This is a genomic window from Achromobacter dolens, from assembly GCF_902859745.1.
Classification (GTDB): Bacteria; Pseudomonadota; Gammaproteobacteria; order Burkholderiales; family Burkholderiaceae_B; genus Achromobacter; species Achromobacter dolens.
Window position 1 is genome coordinate 121492 of the sequence record NZ_CADIJW010000003.1, and the last position, 14289, is coordinate 135780.

General features: G+C 67.7%; 12 protein-coding genes. 6 read left to right on the plus strand and 6 right to left on the minus strand.

Features of this window, described 5'->3' with window-relative positions:
- Positions 1-75 precede the first annotated feature (75 nt).
- The 3 genes from glnA (at position 76) to ntrC (ending at position 4245) form a co-directional block, all read left to right on the plus strand.
- Complete coding sequence (gene glnA, locus HV783_RS04225) at positions 76-1488, plus strand: type I glutamate--ammonia ligase (protein ID WP_049073515.1); 1413 nt, start codon at positions 76-78, stop codon at positions 1486-1488.
- A gap of 190 nt (positions 1489-1678) precedes the next feature.
- A complete protein-coding gene (glnL, locus tag HV783_RS04230) occupies positions 1679-2743 on the plus strand; it encodes a nitrogen regulation protein NR(II) (protein ID WP_064522984.1) in 1065 nt (354 codons plus the stop codon).
- Positions 2743-4245 (plus strand): nitrogen regulation protein NR(I), encoded by a 1503-nt coding sequence (gene ntrC, locus HV783_RS04235; protein WP_054502629.1) that lies wholly within the window; start codon positions 2743-2745, stop codon positions 4243-4245. The genes glnL and ntrC overlap by 1 nt, the downstream gene beginning before the upstream one ends.
- A gap of 72 nt (positions 4246-4317) precedes the next feature.
- On the opposite strand, the gene HV783_RS04240 is transcribed toward ntrC, so the two are convergent.
- Positions 4318-5232, minus strand: a complete 915-nt coding sequence (locus HV783_RS04240) for a LysR family transcriptional regulator (RefSeq protein ID WP_054502628.1) — start codon at positions 5230-5232, stop codon at positions 4318-4320.
- Positions 5233-5412: 180 nt separating this feature from the next.
- On the opposite strand from HV783_RS04240, the gene HV783_RS04245 reads away from it, so the two are divergent.
- Together HV783_RS04245 and HV783_RS04250 are read left to right on the plus strand one after the other, a co-directional pair.
- Positions 5413-6111, plus strand: coding sequence for a pirin family protein (locus HV783_RS04245; RefSeq protein ID WP_064522982.1), 699 nt, complete (start codon positions 5413-5415; stop codon positions 6109-6111).
- A 77-nt stretch (positions 6112-6188) separates the two neighbouring features.
- Positions 6189-7094 carry a pirin family protein gene (locus HV783_RS04250; RefSeq protein WP_064522980.1) on the plus strand — a complete coding sequence of 302 codons (906 nt, stop codon included), beginning with the start codon at positions 6189-6191 and terminating at the stop codon, positions 7092-7094.
- Between the two features lie 57 nt (positions 7095-7151).
- On the opposite strand, the gene prfH is transcribed toward HV783_RS04250, so the two are convergent.
- A complete protein-coding gene (gene prfH, locus HV783_RS04255; RefSeq protein ID WP_175188741.1) occupies positions 7152-7775 on the minus strand; it encodes a peptide chain release factor H in 624 nt (207 codons plus the stop codon).
- Complete coding sequence (locus tag HV783_RS04260) at positions 7775-8911, minus strand: RNA ligase RtcB family protein (protein WP_175188742.1); 1137 nt, start codon at positions 8909-8911, stop codon at positions 7775-7777. The genes prfH and HV783_RS04260 overlap by 1 nt, the downstream gene beginning before the upstream one ends.
- 418 nt (positions 8912-9329) lie before the next feature.
- Here HV783_RS04260 and HV783_RS04265 point away from each other — a divergent pair, with 418 nt between their 5' ends.
- Entirely contained in the window at positions 9330-10307 is a 978-nt protein-coding gene (locus HV783_RS04265) for a Bug family tripartite tricarboxylate transporter substrate binding protein (protein WP_175188743.1), read from the plus strand.
- 95 nt (positions 10308-10402) lie between these two features.
- Here HV783_RS04265 and HV783_RS04270 read toward each other — a convergent pair whose 3' ends face one another.
- The 3 genes from HV783_RS04270 to HV783_RS04280 form a co-directional block, all read right to left on the minus strand.
- Positions 10403-11179, minus strand: a complete 777-nt coding sequence (locus HV783_RS04270) for an ABC transporter ATP-binding protein (RefSeq protein WP_175188744.1) — start codon at positions 11177-11179, stop codon at positions 10403-10405.
- 5 nt (positions 11180-11184) lie between these two features.
- Positions 11185-12855, minus strand: a complete 1671-nt coding sequence (locus HV783_RS04275) for an ABC transporter permease (protein ID WP_064522972.1) — start codon at positions 12853-12855, stop codon at positions 11185-11187.
- Positions 12856-13007: 152 nt separating this feature from the next.
- Positions 13008-14051, minus strand: a complete 1044-nt coding sequence (locus HV783_RS04280; RefSeq protein ID WP_116791213.1) for a Fe(3+) ABC transporter substrate-binding protein — start codon at positions 14049-14051, stop codon at positions 13008-13010.
- Between the last annotated feature and the right edge of the window lie 238 nt (positions 14052-14289).

Genomic DNA, 14289 nt, shown 5'->3' on the forward strand with positions numbered 1-14289 from the left:
GGCACGCTTATTGCTTCCCTCTTTTATGCCAGTCGAGCGGCACAGCCCTCGACCCTTTTATCTAATGGAGATGACATGGCAAGCCCGAAAGACGTCCTGAAACAGATCGCCGACAACGAAGTCAAATTCGTGGATTTCCGCTTTACCGATACGGTTGGCCGCGAGCACCACGTGTCGGTGCCCACTTCCGCTATCGATGAAGACAAGCTGGAAAGCGGGCAGGCTTTCGACGGTTCGTCGATCCCGGGCTGGAAGGGCATCGAAGCCTCCGACATGCTGCTCATCCCCGACCTGTCGACCGCCAACCTGGATCCGTTCCGCGAAGAGCCGACCCTGATCCTGTCGTGCGACGTGGTCGAACCGTCGGACCTGAAGGGCTATGACCGCGACCCGCGTTCGCTGGCCAAGCGCGCCGAAGCCTACCTGAAGGCCTCGGGCCTGGGCGACACCGCCTACTTCGGTCCGGAACCCGAATTCTTCGTGTTCGACGGCGTGACCTGGAACACCGACATGTCGGGCACCTTCGTCAAGATCAAGTCGGAAGAGGCCTCCTGGTCCACCGGCCTGGAATTCGAAGGCGGCAACACCGGCCACCGTCCCGCGGTCAAGGGCGGCTACTTCCCCGTTCCCCCGGTCGATTCGTTCCAGGACATGCGTTCGGAAATGTGCCTGCTGATGGAACAGATGGGCGTGCCGGTCGAAGTGCACCACCATGAAGTGGCCGGCGCCGGCCAACTGGAAATCGGCACCAAGTTCAGCACCCTGGTGCAACGTGCCGACTGGACCCAGATCGTCAAGTACATCGTGCACAACGTGGCCCATGCCTACGGCAAGACCGCCACCTTCATGCCCAAGCCCGTCGTCGGCGACAACGGTTCCGGCATGCACGTGCACCAGTCGATCTGGAAGGACGGCCAGAACCTGTTCGCGGGCAACGGCTATGCCGGCCTGTCGGAATTCGCGCTGTACTACATCGGCGGCATCATCAAGCACGCCCGCGCCCTGAACGCCATCACCAACCCGGGCACCAACTCGTACAAGCGCCTGGTCCCGCACTACGAAGCCCCGGTCAAGCTGGCCTACTCGGCCCGCAACCGTTCGGCCTCGATCCGCATCCCGTACGTGGGCAACCCGAAGGGCCGGCGCGTCGAAGCGCGCTTCCCGGACCCCCTGGCCAACCCGTACCTGGCCTTCTCGGCCCTGATGATGGCCGGCCTGGACGGCGTGCAGAACAAGATTCACCCCGGCGATCCGGCCGACAAGAATCTGTACGACCTGCCGCCGGAAGAAGACGCCAAGATCCCGACCGTGTGCTCCTCGCTGGAGCAGGCGCTGGAAGCGCTGGACAACGACCGCGAGTTCCTGACCCGCGGCGGCGTGTTCAGCAACGACATGCTCAACGCCTACATCGACCTGAAGATGGCCGATGTGAACCGCCTGCGCATGACCACGCACCCGGTCGAATTCGACATGTACTACAGCCTCTGATTTCCAGGGGTTGTGGCTGGGGGAGCGCGATGATGTAGGCAGAAACCAGGGCCGACACCACGCGCACCGCCAGGTCGCCGACCGACAGCCTGTCCCGCCGGCCCTCGCGCCGGCGGGCAGGGCGGCGCACGCAAGCGCCACCGGACCGGTGTGCCGATTTCCCCCTTGTAGTCATTCGGGTACGTTGAAAATGAATGTAGAAGCTCTCGATCTGCTTGCCACGTCCGTTTTCCTGGTCAACGCACGCGGGCATATCGAATACGCCAATGCGGCCGCCGAGGATCTGTTCGGCCGTTCCCGCAAGCAGCTCTGCGGCCACTCCGCCGCCACGCTGTTCGACAATCCGGAAAACATCCAATCGTCCATCGACCGCGCCGCGGCCGGCAGGTATGCCGACGTCAGGCAACTGGCCTCATTGCGCCGCGCCGCCGAATCGGTGGAAGTGGCGGTGACCACGGTCGGCTTGAGCGGCCAGGCCTGGCCGGTGCTGATCGAGACCCGCGAGATCGAGCAGCGCGTGCTGGCCGATCGCAACCATCGCCTGGTCGACGAGATCGAAGCGCACCGCGAACTGCTGCGCAACCTCGCGCACGAAGTCAAGAATCCCCTGGGCGGCTTGCGCGGCGCCGCGCAACTGCTGGAAGCCGAGCTGCCGAGCGCGGCGCTGGCCGAGTACACCCAGGTCATCATTTCCGAAGCCGACCGCCTGCAGGCGCTGGTGGACCGCCTGAGCGGCCCGCAACGCGTGCCGCTGAACGCGCGGCCGGTGAACATCCACGAGATCTGCGAGCGCGTCTGCGCCCTGATCCAGGCCGAATTCCGCAACGACGTCACGCTGGTGCGCGACTACGACGCGTCCATGCCCGACCTGAAGGGCGACGCCGCCCGCCTGATGCAGGCGGTGCTGAACGTGGCCCGCAACGCGGCGCAGGAACTGGTCGCGCGGCCGCAGACGCCCGGACTCGAACCTGGCGTCGTCACGCTGCGCACCCGCGTGGCGCGCCAGGTCATGCTGGCGCATCGCCAGCACCGCCTGGCGCTGGAGCTGTCCATCATCGATAACGGTCCCGGCGTGCCGGACCATATACGCGACCGCATTTTCCATCCCCTGGTCACCGCCCGCGCCGGCGGGACCGGCCTGGGCCTGAGCCTGGCCCAGGATTTCGTGCAGCAGCACGGAGGCATCATCGAATTTGAATCCCGACCCGGGCGCACCGAGTTTCGCCTGGTCCTACCGATGGAGCCCGCACTCTGATGAAACCCGTATGGATCGTCGACGACGACCAGGCCATCCGCTGGGTCCTCGAAAAGGCCCTGGCCCGCGCCGGTGTCCCCACCCGTAGTTTCTCCCAGGCCGCCGACGTGCTCGACGCGCTGGCGCACGAGACGCCCGTCGCCCTGGTTTCCGATATCCGCATGCCCGGCGGCAACGGCCTCGAACTGCTGCGCCAGCTCAAGGAACGCCATCCTGGCCTGCCCGTCATCGTCATGACCGCCTTTGCCGACCTGGACAGCACCGTGTCGGCCTTCCAGGGCGGCGCCTTCGACTACCTGGCCAAGCCCTTCGACGTGAACGAAGCGGTGGCGCTGATCCAGCGCGCCATGCAGGAATCGGCCCAGCCCGAGAGTCCCGAAGGGCAGGGCGAGGCGCAGAACAACGAACGCTGGATGATGACGCAGTCGTCGTCCACCGCCATGCAGGAAGTGTTCCGCGCCATCGGCCGGCTGGCGCAGTCCAAGGTCACCGTGCTGATCACTGGCGAGTCCGGCACCGGCAAGGAACTGGTGGCGCGCGCGCTGCACGGCCATGGCATGCGCGCCGGCGGCCCGTTCGTGGCGCTGAACGCCGCCGCCATCCCGCGCGATCTGCTGGAAGCCGAACTGTTCGGCCACGAACGCGGCGCTTTCACCGGCGCCAACACGCTGCGCCGCGGCCGCTTCGAGGAAGCCCATGGCGGCACGCTGTTCCTCGATGAAATCGGCGACATGCCGATCGAATTGCAGACCCGCCTGCTGCGCGTGCTGGCCGAAGGCAGCTTCTACCGCGTCGGCGGCGCCCAGCCGGTGCGGGTCGACGTGCGCATCGTCGCCGCCACCCACCAGCCGCTGGAGCAGCGGGTCGAGCAGGGCCTGTTCCGCGAAGACCTGTTCCACCGCCTGAACGTCATCCGCCTGCGCCTGCCCCCGCTGCGCGAACGGGTCGAGGACATCCCCGCGCTCGCCAACCACTTCCTCACCGCCAGCGCGCGCGCCCTTGGCGTGCCGGTCAAGCGGCTGACTCCGGAAGCGCTGGCAGTCCTGACCAAGTTCGACTTTCCGGGCAACGTGCGCCAGTTGGAGAACTTCTGCCACTGGCTTACCGTCATGGCCCCTGGCCAGACCGTCGAACGCGCCGACCTGCCGCCCGAAATCCGCGCGATGGAACACGCGCCGGCCGCCGGCTCCGTATCGCCGCGACCGCCCGCCAGCGCCGGCGTTGCCGCCATCGGCACCGTGGTCCAGCACTCCGCGCCCGCCGCGGCCGACGAAGCCACGCCCCGCAACTGGCAGGACTCCCTGCTGCGCGACGCGCAGTACCGCCTCGAGCGCGGCGAACCCGCCGTCATGGCGACGCTGACGCGCCAGTTCGAGAAGATCCTGCTCCAAAGCGCCCTGGACGCCAGTCGCGGCCGCCGCGTGGAAGCCGCCTCAAGACTGGGCATCGGCCGCAACACCATCACGCGCAAGCTGCGCGAGCTGGGCATCGAGGACGAGTAGGCCGCGTTGGCCCGGACCCCGGGGCGGCCGCTGCGCCGCCCGCGGGGCGTCCTTCAGAGGAAAATGACGCGCTCAGGCCATGCCAAGCAGGCCCTCGCAAAGGCGCGGCGACTTCAACTTCTGCAGCCACCACTTCAACGCCTCGCCGGGCGCCTCCGCCCGCCACGCATACGCCACATGCTCGGTCAGCGACATCCCCTCATCGGTATCGCAGACCACCAGCACGCCCTGCGCCAGGTAGGGCGCGGCCAGCGTCAACGGCAGGTAGCCGCATCCCAACCCGCGAATTTGGGCCTCGATCTTGGCCTGCATCGTGGGCATCACCAGCGTCGGCTGCTCTGCCAGGATGCCGCGCGACTGCGGCGGCAGGTTGCGCGAGGTATCGGCCACCACCACCGCGCAGTAGCGCGTGATGTCGGCGCGGCTCAGCGGCTGCGGCAGCGATGCGAGCGGGTGATGCGCCGCCACGCAGAAGCCGAATTGCGCCTGTCCCATCGTCTGTGAGCGGTAGGGGCCGGTCGGCTCGCCGGCCGCTCCCGCGCCGATCACGAGGTCGGCGCGGTTCGAGGTCAACGCATCCCAGTTGCCGCTCAGCACCTCGGTCGAAAAGCGCAGGGTCGTCGCGCTGCCCAGCGCCTGGAATTCCTCGACCAGGTCGTATAGCGGCCGCCAGGGCAGCACCGCGCTTACCGCGATGCGCAGCTCCACCTCCCAGCCGGTGGCGATGCGCTTGACCCGGCAGGCCAGGTCGTCGAGCGACTGCAGCACGTGGCGGCCGTCCTTGAGCAGCGCCTCGCCGGCCGGCGTCAGCAGCGCCCGGTGCCCGGAGCGGTCGAACAGCAGCACGTCCAGCCCGTCCTCCAGCTTGCGGATGGCGTAGGTCACGGCGGAGGGCACCTTGTCCAGCTCGCGCGCCGCCTTGGCAAAGCTGCCGTGGCGCGCGATCGCATCCACCAGGACGAGCAATTCGGGGGTGATCGGCTGCATGGGGAAGCTCCGGGCAATATCGTTCAAAAAAATTGAATGGTTTCTTCAAATCATAGCGTCAAATCGGCGCGCGAGTACGCGCACAATGTCACTCATGCCGGTCGAGCAGCCAGCGCCAAGCGAAAAAAGTCAGGCGCCGGCCCAAGCGAAACCATTCACATATTTGAAATAGGAGTCACCATGCTTACCATCCGCCGTAGCGCCGAACGCGGTCACGCCAACCACGGCTGGCTCGATTCGTTCCACACCTTCTCGTTCGCCAACTACTACGATCCCGCCCACATGGGCTTCGGCGCGCTGCGCGTGATCAACGACGACCGCATCGCCGCCGGCCGCGGCTTCGGCACCCACGGCCATCGCGACATGGAGATCATCACCTACGTGCTGGACGGCGCCATTGCGCACAAGGACAGCATGGGCAGCGGCTCCACCATCCAGCCCGGCAACGTGCAGCGGATGAGCGCCGGCCGCGGCGTGATGCACTCCGAGTTCAACCCGCGCGCCGACAAGGAAACGCACATGCTGCAGATCTGGATCGAGCCGAACGTCACCGGTATCGCGCCGGAGTATGAGGAAAAGGCCTTCACCGACGCGCAAAAGCGCGGCCGTCTGCAAGCCCTGGTGTCGGGCGACGGCGTCGACGGCTCGATGACGATCCATCAGGACGTGCGGCTCTATGCCGGCCTGTTCGACGGCGACGAGTCGGCCACGCTGGAACTGGCCCCCGGCCGCCGCGCCTGGGTTCACGTGGCCCGCGGCAGCCTGACGGTCAACGGCGTGGCGCTGGCGGCCGGCGACGCGGTCGCCATCAGCGATGAAACGCGGGTGGCGCTGTCCGGCGGCGACAACGCCGAAGTGCTGGTGTTCGATCTGGCTTGAGGCCGGCAGCCGGGTGGATCGCCGATCCGCCCGGCCTTAACATGGCCCCGAGACGGCCAACCTACAGGAGTATTCCCATGTCCACTTTGTCCCAAGCCGGCGACAGCCAGATCGAAACCGTGGTGGTGCCGCGCAGCAGCGACCTGGGCGGCTTCGAAGTCCGGCGCGCGCTGCCCTCGGCGCAGCGCCGCACCGTCGGCCCGTTCGTCTTCCTGGACCACATGGGCCCGGTTGAATTCACGGCCGGCTCGGGCATCGACGTGCGCCCGCATCCGCACATCGGCCTGTCCACCGTCACCTATCTGTACGAAGGCTCGATGGTGCATCGCGACGGCGCCGGCAATACCCAGACCATCCTGCCCGGCGAGGTGAACTGGATGACGGCCGGCCGCGGCATCGTGCACTCCGAACGCTCCTCGCCCGAAAGCCGCCAGGCCGCGCAGCGCCTGGCCGGCCTGCAGATCTGGGTCGGCCTGCCCAAGGCCCACGAGGAAACCGATCCCGGTTTCACCCACTATGGCCTGGACGCCCAGCCGGTGGTCGAGGGCGAGGGGGTGCGCGCGCAGGTCGTGGCCGGCTCGCTGTTCGGCAAGACCTCGGCCGTCAAGACCCACTCGCCGCTGTTCTATGGCGACATGCAGTTGCGCGCCGGCGCCGTCACCGTGCTGCCCGCGGAACACGAAGAGCGCGCCGCCTACCTGGCGATCGGCTCGGTCGAGGTGGACGGGCAGGTGTTCGAGAGCGGCCGCCTGATCGTGTTCGCGCCCGGCCGTCCGGTGCAGATCCGCGCCTGTACCGACGCGCGTTTCGCGGTGCTCGGTGGCGAGCCGCTGGAAGGCCCGCGCTTCCTCTGGTGGAATTTCGTCTCTAGCAGCAAGGACCGCATCGAGCAGGCCAAGGAAGACTGGCAGCGCAACCGCTTCGGCCAGACCGTGCCGGGCGACGAGACCGAGTTCATTCCGCTGCCGCCGCCGCGGGCTTGACGCGCCCGATCGGAGCGCCGGGCGGCATGCGCCTGGCGGCTCCGGCCGGTTCGCCGTCTATCCTGCTTTCAACAACTCGAACGCCTCGCCCTTGAACACGCGCGCGGGACCACCCCGTGCCACCTCGTGGTGGAATTGGCGCCGCCGGGCCCGCTCCGTGGCATGCGCGGCCTGCTCATGTTGGGCCAGCCGATGCGCGATCAGCAGCGCGGCGATGCGCTTGTTGGCATGCTGGCTGCGCTCGGACTGCACCTTCACGCTGATGCCCGTCGCCACGTGCGTCGCGCGCACCGCGGATTCCGTCTTGTTGACGTGCTGGCCGCCCGGCCCGGATGCGCGCGTCGTTTCGAAGCGTATTTCCGTGTCCTGGCGGATGGCCGGCGGGTCGCAACGCAACGCGCCGATGAACCAGTTCTTGCGCAGGTGGCCAGGGCGATAGGGGCTGGGGCAGATCCACTGGATCGATCCCTCCCAGCACGCGGCCAGGCCGGCCGCGCCAGGGCCGTCGAGGGCCAGCAGCACCGAGCGATAGGTGCCGGCTCGGGCGCCGGTCTCCTGTTCGAGGATATCGATGCCAACGCCGCGCGCCTCGGCCTCGCGCAACAGGTAGGCAAGGGCCTTGGCGACCGCCAGGCAGCACTCATCGGGGCCCTGGGCCGCGGATAACTGTAGCAGCATCATCAGCAGCACTCCCCCCGGGTCTTGTAGGTCAACACCGGGCGCAGCCTGGCCAGCACCGTCAGCAGGCCCGCCTGTTGCAGGCTGGCGATGATGCTGTCCACGGGTTTGTACGCCTCCGGCGCTTCCTCATAGATCAGTTGCTTGTCCTGGCAGATGACATGGCTGCCCAACCGGGTCTTGCTCAGTTGCGCGGGACTGTAGCGCTTGAACAGCCGGTCCTTGCACTCGCTGCGCATCCACTTGCGGCCCGCGCCGTGCGCCAGCGAGAACAGGCTGGCCTCGCTGGCGATCGGCGCCACCAGATAGCTGAAGTCGCCGCGCGAACCGGGGATGATGACCGGCCCGCCGTCGGACGGGGTCGCGCCCTTGCGGTGCAGCCAGCCCGCTTCTCCGGCGATGACGGCGGGGGTTACCAGGTTGTGGTCGACGTCCAGCACCTGTTCGCCATCCACGCCCCAGCGTGCCAGCATGCGGCGCGCAATGAGGTGGCGATTGGCCTGCGCGAATCGCAAGGCGTCGTCGTGTTGCGCCAGGTAATCCCGGCATGCGGCGCTGTCCTGCTCGAGGCCGTCATGGCCATGGCGACGGACGTGTTCCTCCAGGATCGAGCGACCCAGGCCCCGCGAACCGCTGTGCACCAGCAGCAGCAGCTTTTTCTCGTCGATGCGCAAGGCCGCCAATGCCTGCGCATCGTGGATTTCGTCGATGCACTGCAGCTCGGCGAAGTGGTTGCCGCCGCCGATGGTGCCCAGCGCCTGCCGATGGCCGACGCCGGCGGGCGCCAGTGCCGACACGAGCGCCTGCCACGAGTCGTCCAGCGGCTCGTCGATGTTGCGCAGCCGCTTGTCGAGCTTGTCGGGCGCGACTTTGCGGCTTTCGAGATGCGTCGACCAGAGCGCCATGCCGCAGCCGATGTCGCCGCCGATCAAGGCCGGATACAGGCGGCCGAGCGAGAAGAACGCGGCGCCCACTGGATAGCCGCGTCCGGGATGCAGGTCCGGCATGCCCGCGACGTGGCGCATGCCGGCGAGCCTGGCGGTGGTATGGAGTTGTTGGATCGCGTTGCCTTCGATCCAGGTGTCGTCCGAGGCGATCAATGTGACGCGCTCGGACAGTGCTTGAATGCAATTGCCCATGGAAATTCCAGATCAGGTCATGAGGAGGGCCGCTCTCATTGCGATACGAATGAGAGACCCTGTCAGGCAGGTCCGGGCCTGGGCAATGCGAATGGTCTGCCGCGAAGATGCGGCAAGGAAATTCGAACGCGCTAGACGCGGCCTGCGATGGGGGAAGTCCGTTGTTGCATGGTGCTTTCCTCCCGTGCAGTACGGTGTGTGGGGGTAGGGCGGCGCATCGGGCGCGGCGCCTCGGGGCTGGCGAAGCCGCGGCGCAATCAGGGCGCCGCTTGCCGGGAAGTGCGCACTGTATCACCGATCGCGGCGGATTGATCCGCGCACGTGCGAAGAACCGCGATTTCGTTCGTCATGGCGTCTGAATTGCGCCACACAGTATGATGCGCATCCCTAACGTGATAACAATCGGGATGGAGACATCATGCAACGCTTTACCCTGAACGCGCTGCGCGGCCTGGCCGCGCTGGCGCTGATCCATGGCGCCAATGCCGCGCTGGCCGCCGGCTATCCGGCCAAGCCCATCGTGTTCATCGTGCCGTACACCGCCGGCGGCACCACCGACCTGGTGGCGCGCACCGCCGGCGCGAAAGTGGCCGAGAAACTGGGCCAGCCGGTCATCGTCGAGAACCGTCCGGGCGCCGGCGGCAACATCGGCATGGACGCCGTGGCCAAGGCCGCACCGGACGGCTACACCATCGGCTTCGGCGCCATCTCCACCAATGCGCTGAACCCCTTCGTCTATCCGTCGATGCCGTTCGATCCGACCAAAGACTTCACCGGCATCAGCATGCTGGGCGCGTCCTCGGTGGTGCTGGAGACCGGCCCGTCGCTCAAGGCCGACAGCGTCAAGGACCTGGTGGCCTACGCCAAGCAGCATCCCGGCACGGCTTTCGGCACCCCGGGCACCGGCACCTCGATGCACCTGGCCGGCGTCATGTTCGACCAGCTCACCGGCGCCGGCATGCAGCACATTCCCTACAAGGGCAGCGCGCAGGCGCTGAACGACCTGCTGGGCGGCCATCTGCCGATCCTGTTCGATAACCTGCCGGCCTCGCTGCCGCACATCAAGTCGGGCAAGGTCCACGCGCTGGCGGTTACCGGCAGCAAGCGCGCGCCTGCCTTGCCGGACGTGCCGACGCTGGCCGAGCTGGGCTATGGCGGGGCGGTGGTGGATCCGTGGTTCGCCGTCTATGGCCCGGCCAGGATGCCGACGGAAATCACCAACGCGTTGAGCGAAGCCTTCCAGGCCGCGCTGGCGATGCCGGACGTCAAGGACAAGCTGGAGCAGGCCGGTTTCATGCCGTATGGCTCGACGCCGGCGGAGGTGGAGCGCCTGACCCGCAGCCAGTACGAGTCGTTCAAGGCGCTGTCGCAGAAAGTGAAACTGTCGGCCGACTGATCGGCCGTCGTGGGCGCGGGCCGCGCCGCCGGCCGGACCCGCCGCAATCGCCGGTTCGTCGCGTGCCGCGCCCGTGCCCGGGCGCGGCCCGTGGATCAGCGCCCGCGCGCGAAGACCTGCTCGCGTTGCTCCACCAGCGCTTCGCGGCGGATGAAGTCGCGCACGAAGTCGTCGGTCGGGTGGTGGTGCAGGTTGTAGGGCGTGTCCCACTGGGCGATGCGCCCGGATGCCATGACGCCGATGCGGTCGGCGATGGCGAAGGCCTCGGCCTGGTTGTGGGTCACCAGGATGGCGGTGTGGCCCGTGGTCTTCAGGATCTCGCGCACCTCGAAGGCTAGGCGCTCGCGGGTGTCGACATCCAGATTCGAGAACGGCTCGTCCAGCAGCAGCAGGTCGGGCGAGGGCGCCAGGGCCCGCGCCAGCGCCACGCGCTGCTGCTGCCCGCCGGAGATCTCGTGCGGATAGCTGTTGGCGGCATGCGCCAGGCCGACCAGCGCCAGCATTTCCTCGACGCGGCAGGCGCGTTCGGCGCGCTCCAGGCGGCGCAGGCCGAAGGCCACGTTCTGCGCCACCGACAGGTGCGGGAACAAGGCGTAGTCCTGGAACATCATGCCGACGCGGCGCTTTTCCGGCGCGACCTGCTCGGAGGGCGAGGAGATGACCGCGCCATCGAGCAGGATGCGTCCGGCGCGCACCGGCTCGAAGCCGGCGATGGCGCGCAGCACCGTGGTCTTGCCGCAGCCGGATTCGCCCAGCAGGCAGCCGATGTGGCCGGCCGGCAGGCCCAGCGTCAGGTCCTGCACCACGGGCCGCAGGCCCTTGGGGGTGTCGTAGGCCAGCGAGATGTGATCGAGTTCAAGCAGATCGGGCACGATGTTCAATGTCCCATTTTCAGATTGGTGCGGGCCAGCAGGATGACGGGCAGCAGGCCGGCCAGCACGATCGCCAGCGCGGCGACCGCGCCTTCCTCGTAGGTGCCGCGGGCCGCTTCGGCGTAGAGCCAGGTGGCGAGCGTGTCAAAATTCATGGGCCGCAGCAGCAGCGTGGCCGGCAATTCCTTCATGGCGTCCACGAACACCAGCAGCGCGCTGGCCGCCAGCGCCGGCCGCAGCAGCGGCAGGTGGACGCGGCGCAAGGTGCCTGCCGAGCTTTCTCCCAGCAGCCGCGAGGCTTGTTCCAGCGACGGCGGAATGCGGGCCAGGCCGGCTTCGAGCGCGCCGGTGGAGATGGCCAGGAAGCGGATGGCATAGGCGCACACCAGCGCCGCCATCGACCCCATCAGGAACAGGCCGCCGCCGCCAAAGACCTTGGCCACGGCGGTGTCGATCCAGACGAAGGGCGTGAGCAGGCCGATGGCCAGGACGGTGCCGGGCACGGCGTAGCCCAGGCTGGCGACGCGGGCGCAGGCGCGGCCCGGATTGAAGCCGGCGCTTTCGCGCAGCGTGCGGCCGGCCCAGGCCACGATCAGGCCGCAGAGCAGCGTCACAATGGTGGCGCTGAACGCCACGATCAGCGTGTTGCCCAAGCCGTTTAGCAGTTGGTTGGAAACGCCGCCCACCAGGTGCAGGCGCTTGTAGGTCTCGACCACCAGGTACAGCGCCGGCGCCACGAAGCCGATGATCACGGGAATCCAGCCCAGCACCGCCGCCAGCACGGCGGCCGCGCCGCGCAGTCGCCGCGGCTGCATCGGCCGCATGCGTTGCGTGTTGGCGTAGCGCTGGCGCTTGCGGCCATGGCGTTCGAGCAGGATCAGGCCGATCACGATGGCCAGCATGGTCAGCGCGATCTGCGCCGCGCCGGCCAGGTCCGAGCGCGTGACCCAGGTGGTGTAGACGGAGACGGTCAGCGTCTGCACGCCCAGGAATTCGGACGCGCCGATGTCGTTCAGGGTTTCCAGCAACGCCAGGCTGACGCCCACCACGATGGCCGGACGGGCCAGCGGCAGCGCCACCCGGAAGAACACGCCATAGCGGCCCGCGCCCAGCGTGCGCGCCGCTTCCAGCAGGCTGGCCGCCTGCGTCATGAACATGACGCGGGTGCTCAGGTAGACATAGGGATACAGCACGAAGCCCAGCACGAAGATCGCGCCCTGTATCGAGCGCAGGTCCGGCAGCCGGAACTGGCGCGGGCTGTCGTAGCCCAGCAGCGCGCGGATGGCGCTCTGGATCGGGCCGATCGGGTGCAGCAGGTCGAGATAGGCGAAGGCGATGATGTAGGTCGGCACCGCCAGCGGCAGCAGCAACGCCCAGGTCAAGGTGCGCCGCGAGGGGAATTCGTAAGCCGTCACCAGCCAGGCCGAGCCGGTGCCCAGCAGGGTCACCAGCACGCCGACGCCAGCCAGCAGCGCGGCGGTGTTGGCCAGCGCCTGCGGCAACACGTAGGTGGCCAGGTGGCGCCAGTGCGACAGATCGCCGCCCAGCGCCCACCAGACCAGGGTCAGCACCGGCGCCAGCACCGCCAGGCCGATCAGGGCGGCGCCGGCCAGCCAGCCGGCGCCGCGTTCAGTCCAGCGCAAACGCAGTGGCCGGGGCAGGGAATCTGTATGCATGCTTCACAAGAGTTACTGCGGGGAAGGCGCTGCGCGGGCGGCGCCTGTAGTAGCGTCAAGGCCTGCCGTCGCGCGTCTTGGGAGTTTTCCGGGCGAGCAAGGGCAGGCCTGAGAGCCGCGAGACGGCGCCAGGGGGCGCCGCCTTGCCGCGTTTAGTTGTCGAAACCGACCTTGTCCACCAGCTCGCTGGCTTGCTTGCGGTACTTGGCGATCTCGGTCAGGGGCAGGGGATCGACCTTCAGTTCGCCGAAGCTGGCGATGACCGGGTCGAGCTTGACGCCCTTGCGCACCGGGTACTCGTAGTTGGCCTGCGCGTACAGGGCCTGCGCCGGCTCGGACACCAGGAAGTCCAGCAGCTTGATGGCGTTGGCCTTGTTGGGCGCGTGGGCCGCCACGGCCGCGCCGCTGACGTTCACGTGGGTGCCACCGCTCTTTTCGTTGGCAAAGGTCGGGCGGACCACCTTGATGGCGTCGCCCCACTTGCGGGCGTCGGTGCCGGGCTCGGCGTTCTTCATGTGGCCGACGTAGTAGGCATTGGCCAGGCCGATGTCGCAGATGCCGCCCAGGATGTCGCGGGCCACGTCGCGGTCGCCGCCGGCGGCCTTGCGGGCCAGGTTGGCCTTGACGCCGCGCAGCCACTTCTCGGTGGCCTCGGCGCCGTCATGGGCGATCATGGAGGCGACCATGGCGGTGTTGTAGGGGTGCTGGCCCGAGCGGATGCAGACCTTGCCCTTCCATTTCGGGTCGGCCAGGTCTTCGTAGCGGAAGGATTCCAGCTTCAGGTCCTTTTCGACGTACAGCACGCGGTCGCGCAGCGACAGGGCGTACCATTTGCCATCGGCGCCGCGCAGGTTAGCGGGGATGACCGATTCCAGCGTCTGCGACTTGATCGACTGCGTCACGCCGCCGTCCACCAGGTCGAGCAGGTTGCCGATGTCGACCGTCATGAGCACGTCGGCGGGCGACTTGGCGCCTTCGGCCTTGACGCGCTCGAGCAGGCCGTCCTTGACGAACACGGTGTTGACCTTGATGCCGCTTTCCTTGGTGAAGGCGTCCAGCAGCGGCTGGATCAGCTTCGGTTCCCGGGTGGTGTAGAGGCTGACTTCCTCGGCCGCGTGGGCCGGGACGGCGAAGGCGGCGGCGCCGGCCAGGGCCAGGGCGCGCAGCAGGGTGGTCATTGGGGGACGCTTGGACATAGGGACTCCGGCAAAGCGGTCTGCTAACGAAAATGATTATCAAGTCAGAGCGGGACGATAACAGGAAGTTTTATCGTATTCAACTCAATGTAAGACTGCGCATAAGACCCTTGATCCCCATCAATACGGCATAAGGGTATTACGGAATAATGAGAGCAATTATCATCAAGTCCCTGTAGAATAGGGACAACCCTAATGCCGGGCGCGTCTTTTGTGCGCCATGGCGAACCCTCGCGGA

What these genes read in the sequence shown, in the direction of transcription:
- HV783_RS04275 (WP_064522972.1), bottom strand. Translation starts at nt 12,855, where the DNA reads ATGCATACAGATTCCCTGCCCCGGCCACTGCGTTTGCGCTGGACTGAA.
- HV783_RS04240 (WP_054502628.1), bottom strand. Translation starts at nt 5,232, where the DNA reads ATGCAGCCGATCACCCCCGAATTGCTCGTCCTGGTGGATGCGATCGCG.
- HV783_RS04280 (WP_116791213.1), bottom strand. Translation starts at nt 14,051, where the DNA reads ATGTCCAAGCGTCCCCCAATGACCACCCTGCTGCGCGCCCTGGCCCTG.
- prfH (WP_175188741.1), bottom strand. Translation starts at nt 7,775, where the DNA reads ATGATGCTGCTACAGTTATCCGCGGCCCAGGGCCCCGATGAGTGCTGC.
- HV783_RS04260 (WP_175188742.1), bottom strand. Translation starts at nt 8,911, where the DNA reads ATGGGCAATTGCATTCAAGCACTGTCCGAGCGCGTCACATTGATCGCC.
- ntrC (WP_054502629.1), top strand. Translation starts at nt 2,743, where the DNA reads ATGAAACCCGTATGGATCGTCGACGACGACCAGGCCATCCGCTGGGTC.
- glnA (WP_049073515.1), top strand. Translation starts at nt 76, where the DNA reads ATGGCAAGCCCGAAAGACGTCCTGAAACAGATCGCCGACAACGAAGTC.
- HV783_RS04265 (WP_175188743.1), top strand. Translation starts at nt 9,330, where the DNA reads ATGCAACGCTTTACCCTGAACGCGCTGCGCGGCCTGGCCGCGCTGGCG.
- HV783_RS04250 (WP_064522980.1), top strand. Translation starts at nt 6,189, where the DNA reads ATGTCCACTTTGTCCCAAGCCGGCGACAGCCAGATCGAAACCGTGGTG.
- HV783_RS04245 (WP_064522982.1), top strand. Translation starts at nt 5,413, where the DNA reads ATGCTTACCATCCGCCGTAGCGCCGAACGCGGTCACGCCAACCACGGC.
- glnL (WP_064522984.1), top strand. Translation starts at nt 1,679, where the DNA reads ATGAATGTAGAAGCTCTCGATCTGCTTGCCACGTCCGTTTTCCTGGTC.